We start from the raw sequence: 24,417 nt of genomic DNA, 5'->3' as shown, positions 1-24,417 counted from the left end.
GCTCCTGACTATCCCGCTACGCGCTTTTGCGCTTGTTTAGCAGATTCGCTATTTGGATACTGTTTGATCACTTGCTGCCAGACGGCTTTCGCCTTGGCGCTGTCGCCTTTGTCTTGCATGATCACGCCAATCTTATACAGCGCTTCCGCGCTTTTTGGCGACTTCGGATAATTTTTCACCACCGTGGCAAAATAGTAGGCCGCATCGTCCTTTTTGCCCTTGTTGTAATTCAGCTGACCCAGCCAGTAATTAGCATTCGGCTGATAGGTGGAGTCCGGATACTTTTTCACAAATGCCTGAAAAGCGCCGATCGCCTGATCATACTGTTTTTTTTCCAGCACCAGAGCAACGGCCGCGTTGTAGTCGGTGTTAGCATCACCGCTCTGCGTGGCGGCCGCAGCGGGCGCCTGCGCGGTGGGTTCAGCGGCTGGCGTACTGCTGCCGGCCGGAGCGCCTCCCGCGGCGCTAGCCTCTCCCGCGGCTGCCGATCCACTGCTGAGGGTATCCAGCTGCTGATAAAGCTGCTTCTGCCGCTCAACGGCCTGATTTAGCTGATAGGTATTTTCCTGAATCTGGCCACGCAGCGCGTCGATGTCGCTCTGCGTATCTGAGAGTTGTTGTTGCAGTTGCTGAAGAAGCTGCGCCTGCGCGTTGGAGATACGCTCAAGGGTTGTGACGCGATCCTCAACGGAACCTGATCCCACGCTACTGATTGACGCCTGGGCATAAGCGGCCCAGGGGGCCGCTACGCCAACCAGTAACGCCAGACTCAGTGCGTGACGTCTGAAGTTACTCATAGGTTGATTCTCTTAGTATACCAGTACGGCACGACGGTTTTTGGCGTATGCCGCTTCGTCGTGGCCCAGCACGGCCGGCTTCTCTTTACCGTAGGAAACGATAGAGATCTGGTCAGCGGACACGCCTTTGCCCTGCAGGTACATCTTCACGGCGTTAGCACGACGCTCACCCAGCGCAATGTTGTATTCCGGGGTACCGCGCTCATCCGCGTGGCCTTCTACGGTCACTTTATAAGATGGGTTGCTACGCAGGAATGCAGCGTGCTGATCCAGCATCTGCGCGTAATCAGGCTGTACGTCATATTTGTCCAGACCGAAGTAGACGATGTTGTTCTGCTGCAGCTGCTGCATCTGCAGACGCGCCTGCTCGTCAGATGACATGTTGCCGCTATTAGCGCCGCTGCCATATGCACCGTCAGCGCCCATACCGTTGGTCTGGTCGTTGTCGTTGTTTTTGTGCGAGCTACATGCCGCCACCGCGATCACTGGCAGCGCCAGCATGAAACCCTTCAGCACTTTGTTCAGTTGCATTTCTAAGATCCTATTATTGTTCGCTATACATATTTACACATGCATCACAGATACGGCGACCAGGCAGGGAATTTAACCTGTCCATCGGTGGCCGGAAGACGCGCTTTGAAACGCCCATCTGTTGAAACCAACTGCAACACGGAACCCATCCCCTGAGTAGAGCTGTAGATTACCATAGTGCCGTTAGGCGCAAGACTTGGCGTCTCATCCAGGAACGTATCCGTCAACTGTTGGACGGCTCCCGTTTCCAGATCCTGCTTGGCGACGTGCTGTGCACCACTGTTGGTGCTGATCATCACCATTGATTTACCGTCAGTGCTCACATCTCCATCCTGATTCTGGGCACCTTCCCAGGTCAGACGCTGCGGCGCACCGCCGTTAACGTTGATTTTGTAGATCTGTGGGCGACCGGCCTGATCGGAGGTATAGGCCAGGTTCTGGCTGTCCGGGAACCAGCTCGGTTCAGTGCTGTTAAAGCGACCATCCGTTACCTGACGAATCTGGCCTGAGCCGAGATCCATGACGTACAGATTCAGGCTGCCGGTTTTCGACAGGGCAAAGGCCAGCTTAGTGCCGTCCGGCGAGAACGCCGGCGCACCGTTGTGGCGCGGGAAAGAAGCAACCTGCTTAATCGCCCCACTGGCCAGCGTCTGAATCACCAGCGCGGATTTGCCGCTTTCAAAGGTCACATAGGCTAATTTGCTGCCGTCCGGCGACCAGGCCGGAGACATCAGCGGCTGCGGAGAACGATGCACCACAAACTGATTGTAACCATCATAATCTGACACGCGCAGTTCATACGGGAACTGGCCGCCGTTAGTCTGTACAACGTAGGCAATACGGGTGCGGAAGGCGCCCTTGATGCCGGTCAGTTTTTCAAAGGTCTCGTCGCTGGCGGTGTGCGCCGCGTAGCGTAGCCACTGCTTGGTTACCTTGTACTGGTTTTGCGCCAGTACGGTGCCCGGATTGCCGGAGGTATCCACCAGCTGCCAGGAGACGGTGTAGCTACCATCAGCGCCCGGCTGGATCTGACCGACCACGACGGCATCAATACCCAGTGCGGTCCAGGCCTGCGGCTGAACCTCAGACGGGCTGGAAGGCTGTTGCGGGAGGCGCTGACGATCCAGCGGATTAAACTTACCGCTGTTGCGCAGGTCGGCCGCAATGATGCCGCCGATATCTTCCGGCGCCGCGCCCGGCCCCTGCCACTTAAACGGCACCACGCCGATCGGACGCGCGGTGTTGACGCCCTGGGTAATCTCAATGCGCACTTCTGCATGCAGGGCCGCAGCCCACAGCAGCAGAAAGCTTAACGCTACACGAAATGCCTGCTTCATCTTTTCTCCCATACCTGGACCCGAGTCCACGATAAACGCTGTCTGACTTGCCCGGCGTAGCCAACGTGGCTAACCAACCGGACACAACCAATGCTCACTACAGACTACGACATGTTACACAGAGTTCAACCTGCCGCAGCGATCAGGGTTTAAATTCCACCGTGGCGCTCTTCACCGCCTGCCAAACCTCCTGGCTTGGTGGCTTCGGGATCCGCGCCAGGCGGGCGGCGTTGATGGCCGCCTGACACAGCGCTGGGTCACCACCGGCGGGCGTGGCAGAAATGAGCAGGCCATCCGGCGCCAGTTTTATGCGCACATCACAGGTGCGGCCTTTAAAAGTATCCGAATCATAAAACTTGCTCTGGATTGCCCCTTTCACCTGTCCGAGGTAGCTGTCGATTGCCGCACCGGAGGCGCCCGCCTTCTTCTGTGTGCCCTGCCCCGGCGCGCCGCCACCGGCGGTGCCCGACTTCGGCGCATTTTTACCGGCGCTGAGGTCCCCAAGCAGATCGCCAACGTCCCCCGCTTCTTTTGCAGCTTCGGCGGCAGCTTGCTTTTTCGCTTCCGCTGCGGCTTTCGCTTTAGCGGCCGCGTCGGCTTTTTTCTTCGCCTCAGCATCCGCTTTGGCTTTGGCTTCCGCCTCGGCTTTTTTCTTCGCGTCGGCCTCGGCTTTGGATTTGGCCTCGGCCTTCGCTTTCGCTTCCGCCGCGGCTTGTTGTTTAGCCTCTGCCGCGGCCTCAGCTTTGGCTTTGGCTGCCGCCTCGGCTTTGGCTTTCGCTGCCTCCGCATCCGCCTGCTTTTTCGCTTCAGCCGCAGCCTGCTTCGCCTCTTCCTGCGCCTGCTTTTTCGCTTCGGCCGCAGCCTGCTTCGCCTCTTCCTGCGCCTGCTTTTTCGCATCGGCGGCGGCCTTCGCCCGGGCGTCCGCCTCGGCTTTGGCGTCCGCTTTGGCTTTCACAGCGGCGGCTTCGGCCTGTTTCTGCTGCTCCTGCGCCTGTTTAGCCGCTTCCTGGGCCGCGCGCTGCTGCTGAGCCTGTTCGGCCGCCTGCTGTTTAGCGGTTTCCTGCGCCTGCAAACGCTCTTTTTCCATCTCTTTCAAACGCTGCTGCTCGGCCGCCTGCTTTTGCTGGAGCTCTTCCGCCTGCTGCTGTGCTTTTTTCTGGCGCTGCTGCTCGGCGCGCTGGCTATCGGCCTGCTGGTTTTGCTCGCGGTTATACTGCTCGACCACCGCACCGGGGTCGACCATCACGGCATCAATGGCTTCGCCGCCGCCGCCGCCGCTGGCCTCAATGTTTTCGTCAAACGAACTCCATATCAGCAGTGCAATCAGCAAAATATGCAGCACGACCGATACGATGACGGCGCGTTTTAACTTCTTGTCTTGTTCGGTTGCCTTCAACACACTCGGTTCCCAAAAACAGGTTGGCTGCCAAAAATTAGATTGGCTGCGTCATCAGGCCGACGGATTTGACGCCCGCCTGATGTAACAAGTTGAGCGCCTTGATGATTTCATCGTAAGGCACCTCTTTCGCACCGCCAATCAGAAATACGGTCTTCGGATTGGCTTCCAACCGGCGCTGCGCTTCTGCCATCACCTGCTCGGGAGGAAGCTGCTCGAGTCGATCGTGATCCACCACCACGGTGTACTGGCCCACGCCGGAGACCTCAACAATCACCGGAGGATTGTCGTTGCTGCCGACGGTCTGCGAATCGGTCGCATCGGGCAGATCCACCTCAACGCTCTGGGTGATAATCGGCGCGGTCGCCATAAAAATCAGCAGCAGTACCAGCAGCACATCCAGCAGCGGGACGATATTAATCTCAGATTTCAGATCGCGGCGGCCGCGACCACGGGTTCTGGCCATGGTTACCTCTGCTTACTTGCTGTTCTCGCTGGAGAATGCCTGACGGTGCAGGATAGCCGTGAACTCTTCCATAAAGTTGTCGTAGTTCTGCTCAAGCTTATTCACGCGCTGATTAAGACGGTTGTAGGCCATCACCGCCGGAATCGCAGCAAACAGACCAATGGCGGTCGCAATCAGCGCCTCGGCGATCCCCGGCGCCACCATCTGCAGCGTGGCCTGTTTTACCGCACCCAGCGCGATAAAGGCGTGCATGATCCCCCAAACGGTGCCGAACAGACCAATATAGGGGCTGATGGAACCGACAGTCCCGAGGAAGGGAATGTGATTTTCCAGCGCTTCCAGCTCGCGATTCATGGAGATGCGCATCGCACGCGTCGCGCCTTCAACCACCGCTTCGGGGGCATGGCTGTTGGCGCGGTGCAGGCGGGCAAACTCTTTAAAACCGGAATAAAAAATCTGCTCCGAGCCGCTGAGTTCATCACGACGCGCCTGGCTCTCCTGGTAGAGTCGGGACAGCTCAACGCCGGACCAAAATTTGTCTTCAAAGGCATCGGCTTCACGGCCAGCGGCGTTCAGTATGCGGGTACGCTGAATGATCACCGCCCAGGATGCAATTGAAAACCCAATCAATATCAACATGATAAGTTTGACCAGAAGGCTTGCCTTCAGGAACAAATCAAGAATGTTCATGTCAGTCACTGCTTGAACTCCGCGACAATAGACTCAGGAAGCGCAATTGGCTTCATTAGGTGTGGATTAATGCAGGCGATCAGGACTTCCGCTTCATTCAGAACCTGCCCTTCTGCATTGACAATACGTTGGATGAAGGTCATGCCAGTACGCCGCAGCGCCACCACTTCGCTCTGCACTTCCAGCAGATCATCGAGCCTGGCGGCAGCCCGGTAGTCAATGCTCATGCGACGCACGACAAACGCAACCTGCTGTTCCAGCAATGTCTGCTGATGAAAGTTGCGCTGACGCAGCATTTCGGTGCGTGCGCGCTCGTAAAAAGCAAGATAGCTGGCGTGATAAACCACGCCGCCGGCATCGGTGTCTTCATAGTAGACACGGACCGGCCAGGTAAACAGCGTTGTACTCACTCGACATCCTGGCAATGCGTTAACGATTTCTTTAACCGCGACAATGCAATCCCGCCGCGGCGTGACACAGCGTGTACTATACGCATTCGCCCTCAGCTTGGGAATGGATTGTCAAAGGCTTGAGAAAATAATTATTGCTCTGAAATGGCGAACTGACAGAGGGAGGAAACGGGCGGAGACTTCACTGACAAAAAAGGACATGATTGACACAACCAGGCCCTCAGCAGGCCCGGTTGTAACAGGCTTATAAAAACCAGAACGACAGACCGGCCAGCAGTACCAGCAGCGCCGGTAGCGGCGTGAACAGCGCCTGCCATCGCAGACGCTGCGGATGGAAGCCCACTCCGTGAATCACCCCGGTACAGATCGCCCAGATCAGCAGCAGTCCCTGCCAGAGGCTCAACGAACTGGTTTTCGCCGCCACGCGCGACGGATCCCACAGAATACAGCCGGCCATCACCAGCGCCAGCACCAGAGAAAGCGCCCGCAGGGGGCGCTTATCCATCATGTCATACAATCCTGCAATCACCGCCCGCATCAGGCCTTCTCTTTCTCTGCGGTGTCTTCAACGTGATCGATTGCCAGCGCCGTAATGATGCCGAAGGCGCAGGCCAGCAGGGTTCCTAATATCCAGGCAAAATACCACATAGGGGAGCTCCCGTTAGTAAAGTGAGTGCGAATTACTTTCAATATCTTGCTTAGTGATACGACCAAACATCTTGTAGTAACACCAGGCGGTATAGGCCAGGATAATCGGCACGAACACAATGGCGGCGTACAGCATCACGCTCAGCGTCAGCTGACTGGAGGTGGCATCCCACATTGTCAGGCTGGCGCCCGGCATCGTGCTCGAGGGCATGATGAACGGGAACAGGGTTATTCCCGCGGTCAAAATCACGCAGGCCAAGGTCAGCGAAGAGAACAGGAACGCCCAGGCTCCGCGCTCCAGCCGTGAACAGAGCACGGTCAGCAGCGGTAGCAGCACGCCCAGCGCCGGGATAGCCCACAGCAGCGGCTGCTGCTGGAAGTTGACCAGCCAGGCGCCAGCTTCGCGTACGACCTCTTTGTGCAGCGGATTCGACACGCCATTATGGTCGAGAACCGATTTCAGGCTGTAACCCTCAATGCCGTTCATTACCCAGATCCCTGCCAGCAAAAACGCCACCATCATCACCAGCGCGCCGATCTGCGCCGCGGTGCGGCAGCGCAGATGCAGCTCACCTACGGTGCGCATTTGCAGATAGGTCGCGCCCTGCGTCAGGATCATCGCCACGCTGACCACGCCGGCCAGCAGGCCAAACGGGTTGAGCAGCTGGAAGAAATTGCCGCTGTAGCTGACGCGTAAGAAGTCATCGAGGGTAAACGGCACGCCCTGCAGCAGGTTTCCGAACGCCACGCCAATCACCAGCGGGGGTACAAAGCTGCCAATGAAAATGCCCCAGTCCCACATGTTACGCCAGCGGCGGTCCTCTATCTTGGAGCGATAATCAAAGCCAACCGGGCGAAAGAACAGCGAGGCCAGGACCAGGATCATCGCGATATAGAACCCTGAGAACGCGGCGGCATAGACCATCGGCCAGGCAGCAAACAGCGCACCACCGGCGGTGATCAGCCATACCTGGTTTCCGTCCCAGTGTGGCGCCACGCTGTTGATCATGATACGGCGCTCAGTATCGCTACGGCCAAGCACCTGCGACAGCATGCCGACACCCATATCAAAACCATCAGTGACGGCAAAGCCAATTAACAATACGCCAATCAGCAGCCACCAGATAAAACGCAATACTTCGTAATCTAACATACGTGGACTCCTGTCTTAACGCACCGGCTGCGCGGACGCCGTGGATTGTTCAAAGTGGTAACGACCGGTTTTCAGGCTGCTCGGCCCCAGTCGGGCATACTTAAACATCAGGTACATTTCCGCGATCAGGAACAGTGTGTACAGACCGCAGATCAGCGTCATGGAGAACAGCACGTCGCCCACGGACAGCGATGAGTTAGCCACAGCGGTTGGTAAGACTTCACCAATCGCCCAGGGTTGACGACCGTATTCGGCGACGAACCATCCCGACTCAATGGCGATCCACGGCAGTGGAATACCGTACAGGCAGGCTTTCAGCAGTAAGCGGTTTTTACCGATACGATTACGCAAGACGCTCCAGAACGACAGACCGATGATGATAAGCAGCAGACCGGCTACGGCAACCATGATGCGGAACGCTAAATAGAGCGGTGCCACGGCCGGAATGGAATCTTTCGTTGCCTGCTGTATCTGGGCTTCGGTAGCCTGCGATATATCGGGCGTGTAGCGCTGCAGGAGCAGGCCATAGCCGAGATCTTTCTTGCTGGCCTCAAAGGCGCTACGCACCGCCGGATCGTCATTGCCGCTGCGCAGCTGGCTCAGCAGAGCATAGGCTTTCATCCCGTTACGAATACGCACCTCATGCTGCGCCATCAGCTCTTTAATCCCAATCACGGGTTTATCCAGCGAGCGCGTGGCAATCAGGCCCAGAACGTAGGGGATCTGTATGGCATAGTTGTTCTTTTCTGCGGCCTGGTCGGGAATGGCAAACAGATTGAATGCGGCAGGCGCCGGCTGCGTCTCCCACTCGGCCTCAATGGCGGCGAGCTTGGTTTTCTGTACGTCGCCGACTTCATAACCGGACTCATCACCTAACACGATAACCGAGAGTACCGCGGCCATACCAAAGCTCGCGGCAATAGCGAAAGAGCGCTTTGCAAAAGCAAAATCGCGCCCCTTCAGCATGTACCAGGCGCTGATGCCGAGGATAAACATGGCGCCGGTGGTGTAGCCCGCCGCGACGGTATGGACAAATTTCACCTGCGCAACCGGATTGAGTACCAGTTCGGAGAAGCTGACCATTTCCATACGCATGGTTTCAAAATTGAAGTTGGACGCCACCGGATTGTTCATCCAGCCATTGGCGACCAGAATCCACAGTGCGGACATGTTTGAACCCAGCGCGACCAGCCAGGTGACCGCCATATGCTGCACTTTGCCCAGGCGATCCCAGCCAAAGAAAAACAGGCCCACAAAAGTGGATTCAAGGAAGAAAGCCATCAGACCTTCGATGGCCAGCGGTGCACCAAAAATATCACCCACGTAGTGAGAATAATAAGACCAGTTAGTCCCGAACTGAAACTCCATGGTTAAACCGGTTGCAACACCCAGCGCGAAGTTAATGCCAAATAACTTGCCCCAGAATTTGGTCATGTCCTTATAAATTTGTTTGCCCGAGAGCACGTATACCGTTTCCATGATCGCCAGCAAAAACGCCATACCCAGCGTAAGCGGCACGAACAGGAAATGGTACATCGCCGTCAGCGCAAACTGTAAACGTGACAGTTCGACGATATCTAACATCTTAACTCCTTGATCCTCTCAGGAAGATGACGGAAACCCCGGTAATTTTTGACGTTCCCCGCATTCAAACTCGCGCCCACATCCCGGCATGGCGTTACTGCTTTCCGTCTCGCCTACGCCCGGCGGCAACCGCTCCGGGAATACGCGAATGGTGACAAGGTGCTCTTCTGCCGCCGCCACGCTAAACGGTGCAATTTTACATGGGCACAAAACGTGGGCAAATTGACTCAGGACAATTTAAGCCTATGCCACGCGATAATGCCAGTATTCTGATTTGTAAAATCTTCGGTTTTTTTGATCTGTGTTAATGCGCGACAGCCATTATCAGCAATGGTGTCAGGAATGTTAATGCTCTGTGGATGGATAATTACTGCAAGGCTAAATTTAGTGATTGCAATTGATAATTATTTTTTACCGGCGCAGATGCCATGTGTGAACAAAAGCGTAGACGCTACTGGAGATTAATTCCTGCATGACGACCGCTTTTTGCCATTATTTTTCACGACGGCGGCAAAAAAAAGGCCACCCTAAGGTGGCCTCGGCGTCAGCAACGCGAGTTACTGCGGCAGAACCGCTTTAACCGCATCGCCGATGTCGGCCAGGCTGCGCACGGTTTTCACTCCGGCCGCTTCCAGTGCGGCAAACTTCTCATCCGCCGTGCCCTTACCACCAGCAATGATCGCGCCCGCGTGGCCCATACGTTTGCCCTTTGGCGCCGTCACGCCGGCGATGTAGCCTACCACCGGCTTGGTGACGTGGTCTTTAATGAACGCCGCCGCCTCTTCTTCCGCGCTGCCGCCAATCTCACCGATCATCACGATCACTTCGGTCTGCGCATCGTCCTGGAACATTTTCAGGATATCGATAAAGTTGGAGCCCGGAATCGGGTCACCGCCAATGCCGACACAGGTAGACTGTCCGTAGCCAATATCGGTGGTCTGCTTAACGGCTTCATAGGTCAGGGTACCGGAGCGGGAGACGATGCCCACGCGGCCAAGCTGGTGAATGTGGCCCGGCATAATACCGATTTTACACTCACCGGGAGTGATCACACCCGGGCAGTTTGGACCGATCATCCGCACACCGGCCTCATCCAGCTTCACTTTCACCGTCAGCATGTCCAGCGTCGGGATCCCTTCGGTGATGGTGATGATCAGCTTGATGCCCGCATCGATCGCTTCAAGGATACCGTCTTTACAGAACGGGGCCGGCACGTAGATGACCGAGGCGGTAGCGCCGGTGGCTTCCACCGCTTCACGCACGGTATTAAATACCGGCAGGCCGAGGTGGGTAGTCCCACCTTTACCCGGGGTCACGCCGCCAACCAGCTGCGTGCCGTAGGCCAGCGCCTGCTCAGAGTGGAAAGTACCCTGCCCGCCGGTAAAGCCCTGGCAGATAACTTTGGTGTTCTTGTCGATCAAAATGGACATTATTTCCCCTCCGCGGCAGCCACAACGCGCTGCGCCGCGTCTGTCAAACTGGTTGCTGCAATGATGTTCAGACCGCTGTCCGCCAGTTTCTGTGCGCCCAGCTCAGCGTTGTTACCTTCCAAACGGACGACAACCGGGACGTTCACGCCCACTTCCGCCACCGCGCCGATGATGCCATCGGCAATCAGGTCGCAGCGTACAATGCCGCCGAAGATATTGACGAATACCGCTTTTACCGCATCGTCCGACAGGATGATTTTAAACGCCTCGGTCACGCGCTCTTTGGTCGCGCCACCGCCCACGTCGAGGAAGTTGGCCGGCTGGCCACCGTGGTGTTTCACGATGTCCATGGTCCCCATGGCCAGACCGGCACCGTTGACCATACACCCAATGTTGCCATCCAGTGCTACGTAGTTCAGCTCCCACTGGGTGGCATGGGCTTCGCGGGGATCTTCCTGGCTCGGATCGCGCATTTCACGCAGCTCAGGCTGGCGGAACATCGCGTTGCCATCGGCGCCCAGTTTACCATCGAGGCAGATCAGATCGCCCTGCCTGGTGATTACCAGCGGGTTGATTTCAACCAGCGCCAGATCGCGCTCGAGGAACAGCGTCGCCAGCCCCATGAAGATTTTGGTGAACTGATTAACCTGCTTGCCGGTCAGGCCCAGTTTGAACGCCAGTTCGCGGCCCTGATAAGGCTGCGGGCCGGTCAGCGGATCCAGCGCCATTTTGTGGATCAGGTGCGGCGTCTCTTCCGCCACTTTCTCAATTTCCACGCCGCCTTCGGTGGAGGCCATAAATACCACGCGACGCGTGCTGCGATCGACCACGGCGCCAAGGTACAGCTCCTGATCGATATCGGTCGCGGCCTCAACCAGAATCTGGTTTACCGGCTGTCCGTCAGCATCTGTTTGATAGGTCACCAGACGCTTGCCGAGCCAGTTTTCCGCAAAGGCGCGGATCTCTTCTTTACTTTTAACGACTTTCACACCGCCCGCTTTACCGCGGCCGCCGGCATGAACCTGACATTTTACCACCCACGGGCCTGCGCCGATTTTAGAGGCCGCTTCTTCCGCTTCACGTGGCGTGGTGCAGGCGTAACCGGTCGGCGCCGGTAAGCCGTATCGTGCAAACAGCTGTTTCGCCTGATACTCGTGTAAGTTCATGATGTTCTATCCATTCAGGTCTGTTAAGACGGGTCAGTTTCCCTAACGTCAGCGCCGGGTCCCGACCAGAGAAAACGGAGCACGGCGCATACCGCGCTCCGGGAGAATTAGACGTCCAGCAGCAGGCGCGCCGGATCTTCCAGCATCTCTTTGACCGCCACCAGATAGCCCACAGATTCGCGGCCGTCGATTAAGCGGTGGTCGTAAGAGAGCGCCAGATACATCATCGGCAGAATCACCACCTGACCATTGACCGCCATCGGACGGTCTTTGATCGCGTGCATGCCGAGAATCGCGCTCTGCGGCGGATTGATGATTGGCGTTGACATCAGCGAACCAAACACTCCACCGTTGGTGATGGTGAAGTTTCCGCCGGTCAGCTCTTCAACGGTCAGTTTGCCGTCGCGACCTTTCACCGCCAGCTCTTTGATTTTCTTCTCGATGTCCGCCATGCTCAGCGCATCGACATCCTTCAGTACCGGCGTGACCAGCCCACGTGGGGTAGACACGGCGATGCTGACGTCGAAGTAGTTGTGGTACACCACGTCCTCGCCGTCGATCGAGGCGTTCACTTCCGGGAAGCGCTTCAGCGCTTCAACTACCGCCTTGATGTAGAAGGACATGAAGCCCAGGCGCACGCCGTGGCGCTTTTCGAAGGCTTCGCCGTACTGCTTGCGCAGTTCCATGATCGGCTTCATGTTCACTTCGTTGAAGGTCGTCAACATCGCGGTGCTGTTTTTAGCCTCCAGCAGACGTTCAGCGACGCGCTTGCGCAGGCGAGTCATCGGGACGCGTTTTTCGCTGCGGTTAGCAACGGCCGGTTGCTCCGCCGCCGCAGGTTGCACCTCGGCCTTCGCGGCCGGTTTCTGCGCCAGATGTTTTTCCACGTCTTCGCGCGTCAGTCGCCCACCTACGCCAGTGCCTTTAATCTGCGAAGCATCCAGGGCGTGCTCAGCAATCAGGCGACGGATCGCCGGACTGAGCGCATCGCTGCTCTCTTCTTCCAGCGAGGCAGTCTGACGCTGTGCCGGGTCAGACGCGCTGTTGTCAGCTTTTGCCGAGGTGGCTTTGCCTTCGCTGTTGCCCTCTTTCAGGCGTCCCAGCAGCTGGCGAGAGGTTACGGTTGCGCCCTCTTCTTCCAGCACGGCTTCCAGCACGCCGTCGGCGGCCGCAGGCACTTCGAGCACCACTTTGTCCGTTTCAATTTCTACCAGCACTTCGTCACGGGTGACGGTGTCGCCTGGTTTTTTGTGCCAGGTTGCCACGGTGGCATCGGCAACGGATTCAGGCAGGTCCGGGACGAGAATATCTACGCTACTCATTATCTATCCTTTATTTAATCTACGTTCAGCGCGTCATTGACCAGATCGTGTTGCTGTTTCTGGTGAACGGACATGTAGCCAACAGCCGGTGATGCAGAAGCGGGACGGCCGGCATAGCGCAGGGAAGCCCCGAAAGGCACAACTTCACGGAAGTGGTGCTGACTGCAATACCATGCACCCTGGTTGAGCGGCTCTTCCTGACACCACACGAAATCATGGACATGTGCATACGGCCGCAACGCTTCCTGCACCGCTTTGTGCGGGAACGGATAGAGTTGCTCAATACGCACAATTGCCACGTCGGTTTGCTCATTTTTACGACGCTGCTCCAGCAGGTCGTAATAGACTTTCCCTGAGCAGAGCACGACGCGTTTCACCCCTTGCGGATCGATATCGTCAATCTCGCCGATCGCCGGCTGGAAGCTGCCATGGGCCAGCTCATCCAGCGAGGACACCGCCAGCGGGTGGCGCAGCAGGGATTTCGGCGACATCACCACCAGCGGACGGCGCATACCGCGCAGCGCCTGTCGACGCAGCATGTGGTAGACCTGCGCCGGGGTGGATGGGACGCACACCTGCATGTTCTGCTCAGCGCAGAGTTGTAAATAGCGCTCAAGGCGCGCGGAGGAGTGCTCCGGGCCCTGGCCCTCATAGCCGTGCGGCAGCAGCATCACCAGGCCGCACATCCGGCCCCATTTTTGCTCGCCGGAGCTGATGAACTGATCGATAACCACCTGCGCGCCGTTAGCAAAGTCACCAAATTGCGCTTCCCAAATGGTCAGGGTGCGCGGTTCCGCCGTAGCGTAGCCGTATTCAAACGCCAGCACCGCCTCTTCGGACAGTACCGAATCCCACACTTTGAAATCGCCCTGACCATTGTGGATGTGCTGCAGCGGAATCCAGGTGGAACCGTTACTCTGGTTATGCACGACCGCATGGCGGTGAAAGAAGGTGCCGCGGCCCATATCTTCACCGGAGAGACGGCACGGGATGCCCTCATCAACCAGCGTGGCATAGGCCAGCGTTTCCGCAGCGCCCCAGTCAAACAGCTTATTGCCGGCGGCCATCTCCTGGCGGTCACCATAGATTTTTGCCACCCGCGACTGCATTTCTACGCCGTCCGGCACCTGGCTGATACGCTTCGCCAGCTCCTGCAGACGCTTCACTTCAACCTGATGCGGATAGCTCTCGTCCCAGTCGTGATTCAGATACGGTGACCAGGTGAAGGAGTGCAGGCTCATCGGACGCCACTCCGGCACGACGCACTCACCGGCATCCAGCGCATCGCGATACAGATTGACCATCTCAGTGGCATCTTCCAGCTTCGCGACCTGCTCCGCTTCCAGTTTGTCGGCATACAGTTTGCGCGGTGTTGGATGCTTTTTGATTTTCTGGTACATCACCGGCTGAGTGGCGCTCGGCTCATCCGCCTCGTTATGGCCGTGACGGCGGTAGCACACCAGATCGATGAACACGTCGCGCTTAAAGGTATTGCGGAAATCCAGCGCCAGGCGGGTAACGAAAGCAACAGCTTCCGGATCGTCCGCATTGACGTGGAAAATCGGCGACTGCACCATTTTGCCGATGTCAGTACAATACTCTGTAGAGCGGGCATCACGCGGGTTGGAGGTGGTAAAACCAATCTGGTTGTTAATCACGATACGCACAGTACCGCCCACTTCATAGCCGCGCGCCTGAGACATGTTCAGCGTCTCCTGCACCACGCCCTGCCCGGCCACGGCGGCATCACCGTGGATGGTGATCGGCAGCACTTTGCTGCTGCTCGGCTCGTCGAGACGATCGATGCGCGCACGCACCGATCCCATCACAACCGGGCTAACAATTTCGAGGTGTGACGGGTTAAACGCCAGCGCCAGGTGGACCATGCCGCCTTCGGTTTCAACGTCGGACGAAAAACCCATGTGGTATTTCACGTCGCCGGTGCCGAGGTGCTCTTTATGCTTGCCGGAGAACTCATCAAACAGGTCCTGCGGCTTTTTACCCAGCACGTTAATCAGCACGTTCAGTCGACCGCGGTGCGCCATACCCAGCACCACTTCGCGCGTACCGTGTTTGCCGGCGTGACGAATCATTTCGCGCAGCATCGGCACCAGCGCATCGCCGCCTTCCAGCGAGAAGCGTTTGGCCCCGGGGAATTTGGCACCGAGATAGCGCTCCAGCCCTTCGGCGGCAGTCAGCTCTTTCAGCAGGTTCTTTTTCTCATCGCGTGAGAATGACGGCTGACCGACAACGGATTCGATCCGCTGCTGTATCCAGCGCTTCTCTTCCGTATTGGTCAGGTGCATATATTCGGCGCCGATGGCACCGCAGTAGGTCTGCTTGAGTGCCGCATAAAGATCGGCAAGCTTCATGGTCTCTTTGCCGATGGCAAATGAGCCGACGTTGAAGGTCTCCTGGAAATCGTCCTCCGTCAAATCGTGAAAAGCCGGGTTCAGATCGGGCACACTGTCGCGTTTCCACAATCCGAGCGGATCAAGATTGGCATTCTGATGGCCGCGAAACCGGAAGGCGTTAATCAGCTGCAGCACTTTGACCTGCTTGGAGTTGGTCTGCGGATCGCTGACGGATGCTGTGTAGCGCGTGGCATCTTTGGCCAGACGACGGAAGTATTCGCGGGTCGTGGAGTGGAAATGTTCAGGTCTAACCCCGGCGCCAGGCAGCTGCTGGAACAGATCGCGCCAGGCAGCATCAACAGAGTCAGGATCGGTTAAAAAATCTTCATAGAGCTGCTCTATGTAAGATTGGTTCGCGCCGGCCAGCCAGGAGGAGTCCAGCCAGGGCTTCATTGCGCTGTTCTGCATTGTGATCCCTTAAGCATCATTTGCTTTTTTTCGAGGTTTCATTTGTGCCGGGTTAACGGCTTGCCGTAGTCCGGTTCGATACGAGCATTGCGCGCAACGGCGCCCCAGGCCCGTAAGGGAACCTTTGCAAGGATTTTTCCGGAGCGGGAAAGTCCTTTCAGAGATTTCCTTAAAACCTCCGGGAACCCCTGCGGGTTCCCGGAAAGCAATTATGCACTTCTTTGCAGCAACATCGACTTGATATGACCAATCGCGCGGGTCGGGTTCAATCCTTTCGGACACACGCTGACGCAGTTCATGATGCTGTGGCAGCGGAATACGCTGAACGCATCGTTCAGATTGTCCAGCCGCGCATCCGTTTCGGTATCCCGGCTGTCAATCAGGAAGCGGTAAGCCGCCAGCAGGCCGGCCGGGCCGATAAATTTGTCCGGATTCCACCAGAATGATGGGCAGGACGTTGAGCAGCAGGCACAGAGGATACACTCGTAGAGGCCATCCAGATGTTCACGCTCAGCCGGAGACTGCAGGTGCTCGCGCGCCGGCGGATTTTTGCCGTCATTCAGCAGGAACGGTTTGATCTTCTCGTACTGGGCGTAGAACTGGCTCATGTCGACCACCAGATCGCGCACCACCGGCAGCCCCGGCAGCGGGCGGATCACAATCTTCTGCTTCCCTGCACCGAGCGCGGACACCGGCGTGATGCACGCCAGGCCGTTTTTACCGTTCATGTTCAGACCATCCGAGCCGCATACTCCTTCACGACAGGAGCGACGAAACGCCAGCGTCGGATCCTTATCCTTCAGCCGCATCAGCGCATCCAGCAGCATCATGTCGCGCCCCTCTTCCGCTTCGAGGGTATAGTCCTGCATGCGCGGCGCGTCATCCACTTCAGGGTTGTAACGATAAATAGAAAATTCGACTCTCATCGCTGTCTCTCCGCAATTAGTAGGTACGCGCTTTGGGCGGGAATGCCTCGCGCAGTGTCGGCTGCATGTTCACCTCACGGCGGGTCATACTCTCGCTTTGCGGAAGATAGAGACTGTGACACAGCCAGTTCGCATCATCACGCTCCGGGAAGTCGAAGCGGCTGTGTGCGCCGCGACTTTCGGTACGGAAGTTTGCCGCAACCGCCGTGGCGTAGGCCGTTTCCATCAGGTTATCCAGCTCCAGGCACTCTACGCGCTGGGTGTTGAAGTCTTTGGAACGGTCGTCCAGCCGCGCTTTTTTCAGCCGCTCGCGCAGCGTTTTCAGCTCATCCAGCCCCTTCGCCATCGCATCCCCTTCGCGGAATACCGAGAAGTTATGCTGCATACAGGTTTGCAGGGCTTTACGCAGCTCGGCCGGATCTTCGCCGCTGGTATTGTTGTCCCAGCGGTTGTAGCGCGCCAGCGCAGCATTGATGTCTTCCTCGGTAGCGTCGCGCAGCTCGCCCTGTTCGGCGATGGACTCCTGCAAATGCAGGCCGGCCGCGCGGCCAAATACCACCAGGTCCAGCAGCGAGTTACCGCCGAGGCGGTTAGCACCGTGAACGGAGACACAGGCGATTTCCCCTACGGCAAACAGCCCCGGAATCACCACATCTTCACCCTGCTCGTTCAGGGTAATCGCCTGACCGGAGACGCGGGTCGGAATACCGCCCATCATATAGTGGCAGGTCGGAATCACCGGAATCGGCTCTTTCACCGGATCGACATGGGCAAAAGTGCGGGACAGCTCAAGAATACCCGGCAGGCGGGACTCCAGCACCTCTTTGCCAAGATGATCGAGCTTCAGCTTGATGTGCGGCCCCCACGGACCGTCACAGCCGCGACCTTCGCGAATTTCGATCATCATGGACCGGGCTACCACGTCGCGACCGGCAAGGTCTTTCGCGTTCGGCGCATAGCGCTCCATGAAGCGTTCGCCGTGCTTGTTCAGCAGGTAGCCACCTTCGCCGCGACAGCCCTCAGTAACCAGCACGCCCGCACCGGCAATGCCGGTAGGGTGGAACTGCCACATTTCCATATCCTGCACCGGAACGCCGGCGCGCAGCGCCATCCCAACCCCGTCGCCGGTATTGATGTGGGCGTTGGTGGTGGACTGATAAATACGGCCGGCACCGCCGGTAGCCAGCACGGTGGCTTTGGCTTTGAAGTACACCACTTCACCGGTTTCAATGCACATCGCGGTGCAGCCTACCACCGCGCCGTCGGCGTTTTTCACCAAATCGAGTGCATACCACTCAGAGAAGATCGTGGTGTGGTTTTTCAGGTTCTGCTGATACAGGGTATGCAGTAGCGCATGACCGGTACGGTCAGCCGCCGCCGCGGTACGCGCCGCCTGCTCACCGCCAAAATTCTTCGACTGGCCACCGAACGGACGCTGATAAATACGGCCATCGTCGAGGCGTGAGAACGGCAGCCCCATGTGCTCCAGCTCCAGAATCGCTTCCGGGCCGGTTTTACACATATACTCGATAGCGTCCTGATCTCCAATGTAGTCGGAGCCTTTGACGGTGTCGTACATGTGCCATTCCCAGTTATCTTCATGGGTGTTGCCCAGTGCAACGGTGATGCCGCCCTGCGCAGAAACCGTGTGTGAGCGGGTTGGGAATACTTTGGACAGCAGCGCACAGGTCTGTCCGGATTGTGAAATTTGCAGCGCCGCGCGCATACCTGCGCCACCGGCCCCAATCACGACTGCATCAAACTCTCTGACTGGCAATTTCATCACGCCCCCCATACCACAACGGTTCCATAAAACGCATAGGATAACAACACCAACACCACGACCAGCTGCAGGCACAGGCGCAGTGCCTGGCATTTCACGTAGTCCGTCAATACCTGCCACAGACCAATCCAGCCGTGTGCAAGAATGGAGAGTAGTGCAATCAGCGTGAAGACTTTGGTAAAGTTCGAGGCGAAAAACGCCCGCCAGGTGTCATACGTCAGGGTGTCAGCGAAAATCACGAAACCAAGGATATAGAGCACATACAGGGTAATCACCATGGCCGAGGCGCGAACCAGCAGCCAGTCATGAACGCCAGTGCGCCCCAGTGCAGAAGCATTGCTTACCATACGAGGACTCCAGCCAGAATTGAAAGCACGACGGTTATTACAAACGACAGTTTTGCTGAGCGCGTGCCCACTTCAAGCGTTTCAGCGAGGAAGCCAAAATCCATCAGCATGTGGCGGATACCGCCGGCAATGTGGTATGCCAGAGCAGTGAGAATGCCCCACATGATGAACTTGACGAAGAAGCTGCCCATGATCGCCGAAGCTTGCAGAAAACCTTCGGGAGAAGAGAGGGACAGACCCAGTAACCAGAGCAGAATCCCGACGGCGACAAAGGTGATCACGCCGGAAATGCGGTGGAGTATCGATGCTATTGCAGTTACGGGAAACCGGATCGTAGAGAGATCCAAGTTGACAGGTCGTTGTTTTTTCACGGTTTTGCCCACACAGCCCTTTCTTATTTTGCTTCCTCCGGCCTGAAGGTCGAACCTGAAAACTCAGGATCGTTAAGCACCGTCACCAATACAGCAACATCCAGTGTTAATTGACGCGGTAAAACGCTGGGTGGCTCCTGGTGTCAGGGTGTTCCGGAGACCTGGCGCAAAGTATAGGAGGTTCACAAACTCATTACAATTCCCCCACAAACTCTTTGGTCACATTTGGGCGGAACAGTGATCTATCTCACGATTTTCACAATTAACACAATTTTAATTATCTGATTTGACAAAAGTTCAACATTCCTGTTACAAACGACGCAGTAAAAAACGATGATGCTGAAAAGTTATGGGGATACACTTTCCCCTAAGCGCAAGTTATGTAACATTGATGGGGTTAACACCCGCTAGCATCAGGTACCGATTACGAGACAATCATGATCAGACCCGATCTTTCACCACCGTGAAACGCAGCATGCCCCTGTCCGCCTGACCCAGCTCGACGCGCGCCCGTCACTCTGTACCCTGCACGATACAATATGCCACAGAGTTGATTGCCTGCAGGTTTTCCGGGAGAGCGGCGAACGGGACATACCCCGATTTATGGCAACAGAAAGATTCCGACAAATTAAGTAAGGCGCTAAGGAGACTGTAAATGGCTGATAAAAAAGCGACGCTAACCGTAGATGGCGAAGCTCCTGTTGAGTTGAGCGTGCTACAAGGCACCCTGGGCCCGGAAGAGATCGACATTCGCCCATTAGGCTCAAAAGGGTATTTCACCTTTGACCCGGGTTTCACATCCACGGCGTCCTGTGAATCAAAAATCACGTTTATCGACGGCGATAACGGCATCCTGCTGCACCGCGGTTTCCCTATCGATCAGCTGGCTACCCACTCCAATTATCTGGAAGTGTGCTATATCCTGCTGAACGGTGAAGCGCCCACAAAGGCGCAGTTTGACGAATTTAAAACTATCGTGACGCGCCATACGATGATTCACGAACAGATTACCCATCTGTTCCGCGGCTTCCGTCGCGATTCGCACCCAATGGCGGTGATGTGCGGCGTAACCGGCGCGCTGGCGGCGTTCTATCACGATGCGATGGACGTTAACATTGAACGCCACCGTGAAATCGCCGCGTTCCGCCTGCTGTCAAAAATGCCGACCGTGGCGGCCATGTGTTACAAATATTCTATCGGTCAGCCGTTTGTCTATCCGCGCAACGATCTTTCCTACGCCGGCAACTTCCTGAACATGATGTTCTCGACGCCGTGCGAAGAGTACAAAGTCAACCCGGTACTGGAACGCGCCATGGACCGTATCCTGATCCTGCATGCGGATCACGAGCAGAATGCCTCGACCTCCACGGTACGTACCGCGGGCTCCTCCGGTGCTAACCCGTTTGCCTGTATCGCCGCCGGTATTGCATCACTCTGGGGACCGGCGCACGGCGGTGCCAACGAAGCCTGTCTGCGCATGCTGGAAGAGATAAGCTCCGTCGATCACATCCCGGAATTTGTTCGCCGTGCAAAAGATAAAAATGACTCTTTCCGCCTGATGGGCTTCGGTCACCGCGTCTATAAAAACTACGATCCGCGCGCCACCGTGATGCGTGAAACCTGTCATGAAGTGCTGAACGAGCTGGGGATGAAAGATGACCTGCTGGAAGTGGCGATGGAGCTGGAACACATTGCCCTGAACGATCCCTACTTCATCGAGCGTAAACTCTATCCGAACGTCGACTTCTACTCCGGCATCATTCTGAAAGCGATGGGGATTCCGTCCAGCATGTTTACGGTTATTTTTGCCATGGCGCGCACCGTCGGCTGGATTGCCCACTGGAAAGAGATGCACGATGATGGCATCAAGATTGCCCGTCCACGTCAGCTCTATACCGGTTACGAGCAGCGCGACTTTGAGTCACAGCTGAAAAAGTAAGCCGAGTCATTTACTAAAAGACCCGCTCAGGCGGGTCTTTTTATTAGCGCTGGCAGCCGGGGCAGAAAAAAAACGGCCGCGAGGATTGCAGGCTCTTTTCGATACGCGTTCCGCAGCGCTCGCAGGGCTCGCCAGCGCGGTGAAACACGCGAAAGCGAAATTGCGCACCGTGATGGTCAGGCCCCGGGTGCTTCTGACCGCGGGTGCGGTAAGAGCACTGCGGGATCGACAGCAGCGCGACGCTGAGCGCCGAGAGCTGCGTCTCATCCAGATCAGCCGCCCGATGCTGCGGCAGCAGTTTTGCCTGCCATAAAATTTCCGCGCGTAAATAGTTGCCCAGCCCGGCCAGAAACGCCTGATCGAGCAGCAGACCGCTAAACTGACGCCGGCGAAAGCGCGTCGAGAGCAGACGAGCCTTAACCGCCTCCACGCTCAGCGTGGGATCGAGCACATCCGGCCCGACCCGCTGTAAAAACGGGTGGCTGGCCAGGGTTTCCGCATTCAGCAAAGAGATGTCCGATGCACTGTACAGCTGAATCGCCTGCTTGCGGGTTGCCAGCCGCACGCGCAGCGTGCGTTTAGCATCTTTAGCGCGGGTTGCCGCCTGCGGCCGGGAGATCCGCCAGACGCCGTACAGCTGATTGTGGCTGTAAAGGGTCAGGCCGTTTGAAAAATGGGTCAACAGCGCCTTGCCGCGAGTTTCAAACTCGGTGATCCGACAGCCAATCAGCTCAGGCTCGTAGGTCTTCAGCTCGGGAAAAGCAAACCACACTTCCTCCAGCGGATCGTCCTGAATCGCTGCCGCCAGCTGATCGGCCGCGCGACGTATTTCTGGGCCTTCCGGCATCGTTCCTCCTCAGTGAGTCGCCCCGCCGCTGTGGCGCAGATCGGTCTCAACGCTCAGCGCCACGCGTATCGCAATCGTCAATCCCTCAACCACCGTCTGCAGCGCCATGCTGGCGGCGCCGGGGTGATGCACCGCCTGCTCCGGTAGCCACGGAATGTGAATAAAGCCGCCTTTTACCATCCCGCCACCGGCGGCCTGCGCCTGCAGCAGTCCGTACATCACGTGGTTACAGACATAGGTGCCGGCGCTCTGCGAAACCGAGGCGGGGATCCCCGCCTCTCGCAGCGCCTGCACCGTCGCTTTGATCGGCAGCGTGGAGAACCAGGCGGCCGGACCGCCAGGCACCACCGGCGTATCCACCGGCTGATTGCCCTGATTATCCGGTATACGGGCATCGTCAACATTGATAGCCACCCGTTCGACCGTCATATCCACGCGCCCTCCCGCCTGCCCGACGGCAATCACCACCGCCGGCTGGGTCTCCTCCATCGCCGCCTGCAGCCGCATCAGCGCGAGGCCAAACACGCAGGGAAGCTGGCGCGCACGCACCGTGGCACCGGCGATAATCCGTCCCTCCAGCTGCTTCACCGCCTCCCAGGAGGGGTTGATGCGTTCGCCGCCAAATGGCTCAAACGCGGTAATCAGAACCGTTTTCATCCTCGCCTCACAGGAACATCAGCCAGTAGAGTAAAAAGATATTCACCACCAGCAGCGCAAGACCGGTTGGAATTTGCGCGCGGATGACCGCGTTTTTATCCGGCAGCTCAAGCAGGGCGGCCGGCACAATATTAAAGTTAGCCGCCATCGGCGTCATCAGCGTTCCGCAGTAGCCGGAGAACATGCCAATCGCCGCCATCACCGCCGGATTGCCGCCGTGCTGCAGGACCAGGATTGGGATACCGATGCCGGCGGTAACAATCGGAAAGGCGGCAAACGCATTTCCCATAATCATAGTGAGCAGCGCCATGCCTATCGCGTAGGTGGCGACGGCGATAAAGCGGTGGTCGACCGCCAGCCAGGTTTCCGTCAGATGGGCAATGGCCGTGCCCACGCCCGCCTGGGTAAACAGCAGCCCCAGCGTCGCCAGCAGCTGTGGCAGTATGAAGGCCCAACCGACCGAATCGAGCAGGCGACGCGCCTCCTGCAGCGACTGCCCGACGTTCTCCCGGGTTAAGCGCAGCGCTACCGCCCAGCCGAGCAGGCAGCCAGCAGTCATCGAAAACAGCGTGACCAGCGTCGCGTGATTGCCGGCGCCAAACAGCGCTAACTGCAGTCCGGGTATCCAGTTAAAGGCCAGCACGCCAGCCACCGTGCCCAGCGGAATCGCCAGCGCCGGCCAGAACAGGCGGTTGCCCAGCCGCTGCGCGCTGGCTTTACGCTCTGACTCACTGCGCTGGTGGTAGCGCCCGAGACGCACGCCGCCGAAGCCCGCCAGCAGCGCCATCACCACCACGATGCCGCCAACGAGGATATTCAGCAGGCGCTTGGCCGCCTCAGCGTCACCCAGCCAGTGATGCAGCAGATCGGTAGCCCAGTCGCCGATCAGGAAAGTTATCCCGTACAGCCCCCAGAACAGCCCGGTGGCCAGCCGCCGCGGATTATGCTTGTCGCGCAGAGATAATCCGGCCACCAGCAGCAGGATGACGCCCGCCAGCCAGTAAAGGTAGGTTTGCTGAAACATCAGCGTTCCCCCTTGGCGTGCAGCGCATCGCGATTTAGCTTAGCAAGTTGAGACGCCAGTTGCTTATCCAGCCGACGCAGGCGATACGCGTGGATAATAAAGGCGCTGACCGCGGTGGGAATGCCCCATAGCGCGATGTGCAGCGGTTCAGTCTCGATCCCGCCCGATTCCAGCATAAAGTTGTGCATAAAGATGATCGCGCCAAAAGCGACGAATATATCCTCACCAAAAAACAGCCCGACATTGTCGGTGGCTGCCGCCATCGCCCGCAGACGGTGCCGTACTTCCGGCGGCAGCGCGCCATAGCGATTTTCTGCGGCACCTTCGGTCATCGGTGCCAGCAGCGGGCGCACCATTTGCGGATGGCCGCCCAGGCTGGTCAACCCCAGCGCCGCGGTCGCTTCGCGCAGAAACAGATAGACCATCAGCAGCCGTCCGCTGGTGGCAGTTTTGATCTGCGCGATCCACGCCTGCGCCCGCTCCTTCAGTCCGTGTCGCTCGAGCAGACCAATGACGGCCAGCGGCAGCAGCAGAATCAGCGGCAGATTGCGGGTGCTGAGAAAACCAGCGCCCAGCTTTTCCAGAATGGTCGTCACCGGCATCAGCGCCGCCACGCCGGTCACAATACCGGCAACGATCACCACCAGTACCGGATTGAAGCGCAATACAAAACCGACGATAATCGCCGCGATCCCCAGCAGTGGCCAGAGATTAATCGTTTGTTCCATCGTGTCTTTCCCTGTAAAGATGCCTTCCCTCAGACCTGAGATG

At 57.6% G+C, this 24,417-nt stretch carries 24 protein-coding genes; 1 reads left to right on the top strand and 23 read right to left on the bottom strand.

Going from position 1 to position 24,417, the window contains the following annotated elements; translation table 11 throughout:
* Nucleotides 1–8: 8 nt before the first annotated feature.
* The 19 genes from cpoB to sdhC form a co-directional block, all read right to left on the bottom strand.
* Nucleotides 9–797 (bottom strand): cell division protein CpoB, encoded by a 789-nt coding sequence (cpoB, locus tag BS626_RS02045; RefSeq protein ID WP_075180734.1) that lies wholly within the window; start codon nucleotides 795–797, stop codon nucleotides 9–11.
* A gap of 12 nt (nucleotides 798–809) precedes the next feature.
* Entirely contained in the window at nucleotides 810–1,328 is a 519-nt protein-coding gene (gene pal / locus BS626_RS02040; RefSeq protein ID WP_075180733.1) for a peptidoglycan-associated lipoprotein Pal, read from the bottom strand.
* A gap of 44 nt (nucleotides 1,329–1,372) precedes the next feature.
* The gene (gene tolB, locus BS626_RS02035) at nucleotides 1,373–2,665 is read right to left on the bottom strand and encodes a Tol-Pal system beta propeller repeat protein TolB (protein WP_075180732.1); all 1,293 of its coding nucleotides are present in this window, start codon (nucleotides 2,663–2,665) and stop codon (nucleotides 1,373–1,375) included.
* 142 nt (nucleotides 2,666–2,807) lie between these two features.
* The gene (gene tolA, locus BS626_RS02030; RefSeq protein ID WP_075180731.1) at nucleotides 2,808–4,064 is read right to left on the bottom strand and encodes a cell envelope integrity protein TolA; all 1,257 of its coding nucleotides are present in this window, start codon (nucleotides 4,062–4,064) and stop codon (nucleotides 2,808–2,810) included.
* Between the two features lie 34 nt (nucleotides 4,065–4,098).
* On the bottom strand, nucleotides 4,099–4,527 hold the full coding sequence (tolR, locus tag BS626_RS02025; RefSeq protein WP_075180730.1) for a colicin uptake protein TolR: 429 nt from the start codon (nucleotides 4,525–4,527) through the stop codon (nucleotides 4,099–4,101).
* 12 nt (nucleotides 4,528–4,539) lie between these two features.
* Nucleotides 4,540–5,226 carry a Tol-Pal system protein TolQ gene (tolQ, locus tag BS626_RS02020; protein ID WP_075180729.1) on the bottom strand — a complete coding sequence of 229 codons (687 nt, stop codon included), beginning with the start codon at nucleotides 5,224–5,226 and terminating at the stop codon, nucleotides 4,540–4,542.
* Nucleotides 5,223–5,627 carry a tol-pal system-associated acyl-CoA thioesterase gene (gene ybgC / locus BS626_RS02015; RefSeq protein ID WP_075180728.1) on the bottom strand — a complete coding sequence of 135 codons (405 nt, stop codon included), beginning with the start codon at nucleotides 5,625–5,627 and terminating at the stop codon, nucleotides 5,223–5,225. The genes tolQ and ybgC overlap by 4 nt, the downstream gene beginning before the upstream one ends.
* A gap of 244 nt (nucleotides 5,628–5,871) precedes the next feature.
* Entirely contained in the window at nucleotides 5,872–6,165 is a 294-nt protein-coding gene (gene ybgE / locus BS626_RS02010; protein ID WP_075180727.1) for a cyd operon protein YbgE, read from the bottom strand.
* Nucleotides 6,165–6,275 carry a cytochrome bd-I oxidase subunit CydX gene (gene cydX, locus BS626_RS02005; protein ID WP_075180726.1) on the bottom strand — a complete coding sequence of 37 codons (111 nt, stop codon included), beginning with the start codon at nucleotides 6,273–6,275 and terminating at the stop codon, nucleotides 6,165–6,167. The genes ybgE and cydX overlap by 1 nt, the downstream gene beginning before the upstream one ends.
* Nucleotides 6,276–6,288: 13 nt before the next feature.
* Nucleotides 6,289–7,428: a cytochrome d ubiquinol oxidase subunit II gene (gene cydB, locus BS626_RS02000; RefSeq protein ID WP_075180725.1), complete on the bottom strand. Its 1,140-nt coding sequence runs from the start codon at nucleotides 7,426–7,428 to the stop codon at nucleotides 6,289–6,291.
* A 15-nt stretch (nucleotides 7,429–7,443) separates the two neighbouring features.
* Nucleotides 7,444–9,012 carry a cytochrome ubiquinol oxidase subunit I gene (gene cydA, locus BS626_RS01995; RefSeq protein WP_075180724.1) on the bottom strand — a complete coding sequence of 523 codons (1,569 nt, stop codon included), beginning with the start codon at nucleotides 9,010–9,012 and terminating at the stop codon, nucleotides 7,444–7,446.
* Nucleotides 9,013–9,569: 557 nt separating this feature from the next.
* A complete protein-coding gene (gene sucD / locus BS626_RS01990; RefSeq protein ID WP_075180723.1) occupies nucleotides 9,570–10,442 on the bottom strand; it encodes a succinate--CoA ligase subunit alpha in 873 nt (290 codons plus the stop codon).
* Entirely contained in the window at nucleotides 10,442–11,608 is a 1,167-nt protein-coding gene (gene sucC, locus BS626_RS01985) for an ADP-forming succinate--CoA ligase subunit beta (RefSeq protein WP_075180722.1), read from the bottom strand. Before sucC ends, sucD begins: the two co-directional genes overlap by 1 nt.
* 107 nt (nucleotides 11,609–11,715) lie before the next feature.
* Nucleotides 11,716–12,930 carry a 2-oxoglutarate dehydrogenase complex dihydrolipoyllysine-residue succinyltransferase gene (gene odhB / locus BS626_RS01980; protein WP_075180721.1) on the bottom strand — a complete coding sequence of 405 codons (1,215 nt, stop codon included), beginning with the start codon at nucleotides 12,928–12,930 and terminating at the stop codon, nucleotides 11,716–11,718.
* 14 nt (nucleotides 12,931–12,944) lie between these two features.
* Nucleotides 12,945–15,752: a 2-oxoglutarate dehydrogenase E1 component gene (gene sucA / locus BS626_RS01975; RefSeq protein WP_075180720.1), complete on the bottom strand. Its 2,808-nt coding sequence runs from the start codon at nucleotides 15,750–15,752 to the stop codon at nucleotides 12,945–12,947.
* A 209-nt stretch (nucleotides 15,753–15,961) separates the two neighbouring features.
* Complete coding sequence (locus BS626_RS01970; protein ID WP_075180719.1) at nucleotides 15,962–16,678, bottom strand: succinate dehydrogenase iron-sulfur subunit; 717 nt, start codon at nucleotides 16,676–16,678, stop codon at nucleotides 15,962–15,964.
* Between the two features lie 16 nt (nucleotides 16,679–16,694).
* The gene (gene sdhA / locus BS626_RS01965) at nucleotides 16,695–18,461 is read right to left on the bottom strand and encodes a succinate dehydrogenase flavoprotein subunit (RefSeq protein ID WP_075181107.1); all 1,767 of its coding nucleotides are present in this window, start codon (nucleotides 18,459–18,461) and stop codon (nucleotides 16,695–16,697) included.
* Complete coding sequence (gene sdhD / locus BS626_RS01960; RefSeq protein ID WP_075180718.1) at nucleotides 18,461–18,808, bottom strand: succinate dehydrogenase membrane anchor subunit; 348 nt, start codon at nucleotides 18,806–18,808, stop codon at nucleotides 18,461–18,463. Before sdhD ends, sdhA begins: the two co-directional genes overlap by 1 nt.
* On the bottom strand, nucleotides 18,802–19,191 hold the full coding sequence (sdhC, locus tag BS626_RS01955; RefSeq protein WP_075180717.1) for a succinate dehydrogenase cytochrome b556 subunit: 390 nt from the start codon (nucleotides 19,189–19,191) through the stop codon (nucleotides 18,802–18,804). The genes sdhD and sdhC overlap by 7 nt, the downstream gene beginning before the upstream one ends.
* Nucleotides 19,192–19,834: 643 nt before the next feature.
* On the opposite strand from sdhC, the gene BS626_RS01950 reads away from it, so the two are divergent.
* Nucleotides 19,835–21,118, top strand: a complete 1,284-nt coding sequence (locus BS626_RS01950; RefSeq protein WP_075180716.1) for a citrate synthase — start codon at nucleotides 19,835–19,837, stop codon at nucleotides 21,116–21,118.
* A 43-nt stretch (nucleotides 21,119–21,161) separates the two neighbouring features.
* On the opposite strand, the gene nei is transcribed toward BS626_RS01950, so the two are convergent.
* Genes nei through BS626_RS01930 form a run of 4 tightly spaced genes read right to left on the bottom strand, consistent with a single transcriptional unit; the run spans nucleotide 21,162 to nucleotide 24,374 of the window.
* Nucleotides 21,162–21,965 carry an endonuclease VIII gene (gene nei / locus BS626_RS01945; protein ID WP_075180715.1) on the bottom strand — a complete coding sequence of 268 codons (804 nt, stop codon included), beginning with the start codon at nucleotides 21,963–21,965 and terminating at the stop codon, nucleotides 21,162–21,164.
* A 9-nt stretch (nucleotides 21,966–21,974) separates the two neighbouring features.
* Nucleotides 21,975–22,622 carry a pyroglutamyl-peptidase I gene (pcp, locus tag BS626_RS01940; protein WP_075180714.1) on the bottom strand — a complete coding sequence of 216 codons (648 nt, stop codon included), beginning with the start codon at nucleotides 22,620–22,622 and terminating at the stop codon, nucleotides 21,975–21,977.
* A gap of 7 nt (nucleotides 22,623–22,629) precedes the next feature.
* On the bottom strand, nucleotides 22,630–23,649 hold the full coding sequence (locus BS626_RS01935; protein ID WP_139308738.1) for a DUF979 domain-containing protein: 1,020 nt from the start codon (nucleotides 23,647–23,649) through the stop codon (nucleotides 22,630–22,632).
* Nucleotides 23,646–24,374, bottom strand: coding sequence for a DUF969 domain-containing protein (locus BS626_RS01930; RefSeq protein WP_075180712.1), 729 nt, complete (start codon nucleotides 24,372–24,374; stop codon nucleotides 23,646–23,648). Before BS626_RS01930 ends, BS626_RS01935 begins: the two co-directional genes overlap by 4 nt.
* Nucleotides 24,375–24,417 lie beyond the last annotated feature (43 nt).

Origin of the sequence: Pantoea sp. 1.19, from assembly GCF_001922585.1 — a bacterium.
Classification (GTDB): Bacteria; Pseudomonadota; Gammaproteobacteria; order Enterobacterales; family Enterobacteriaceae; genus 1-19.
The sequence above is the reverse complement of the archived record's forward strand: the minus strand, read 5'-3'. Positions and strand labels throughout refer to the sequence as shown.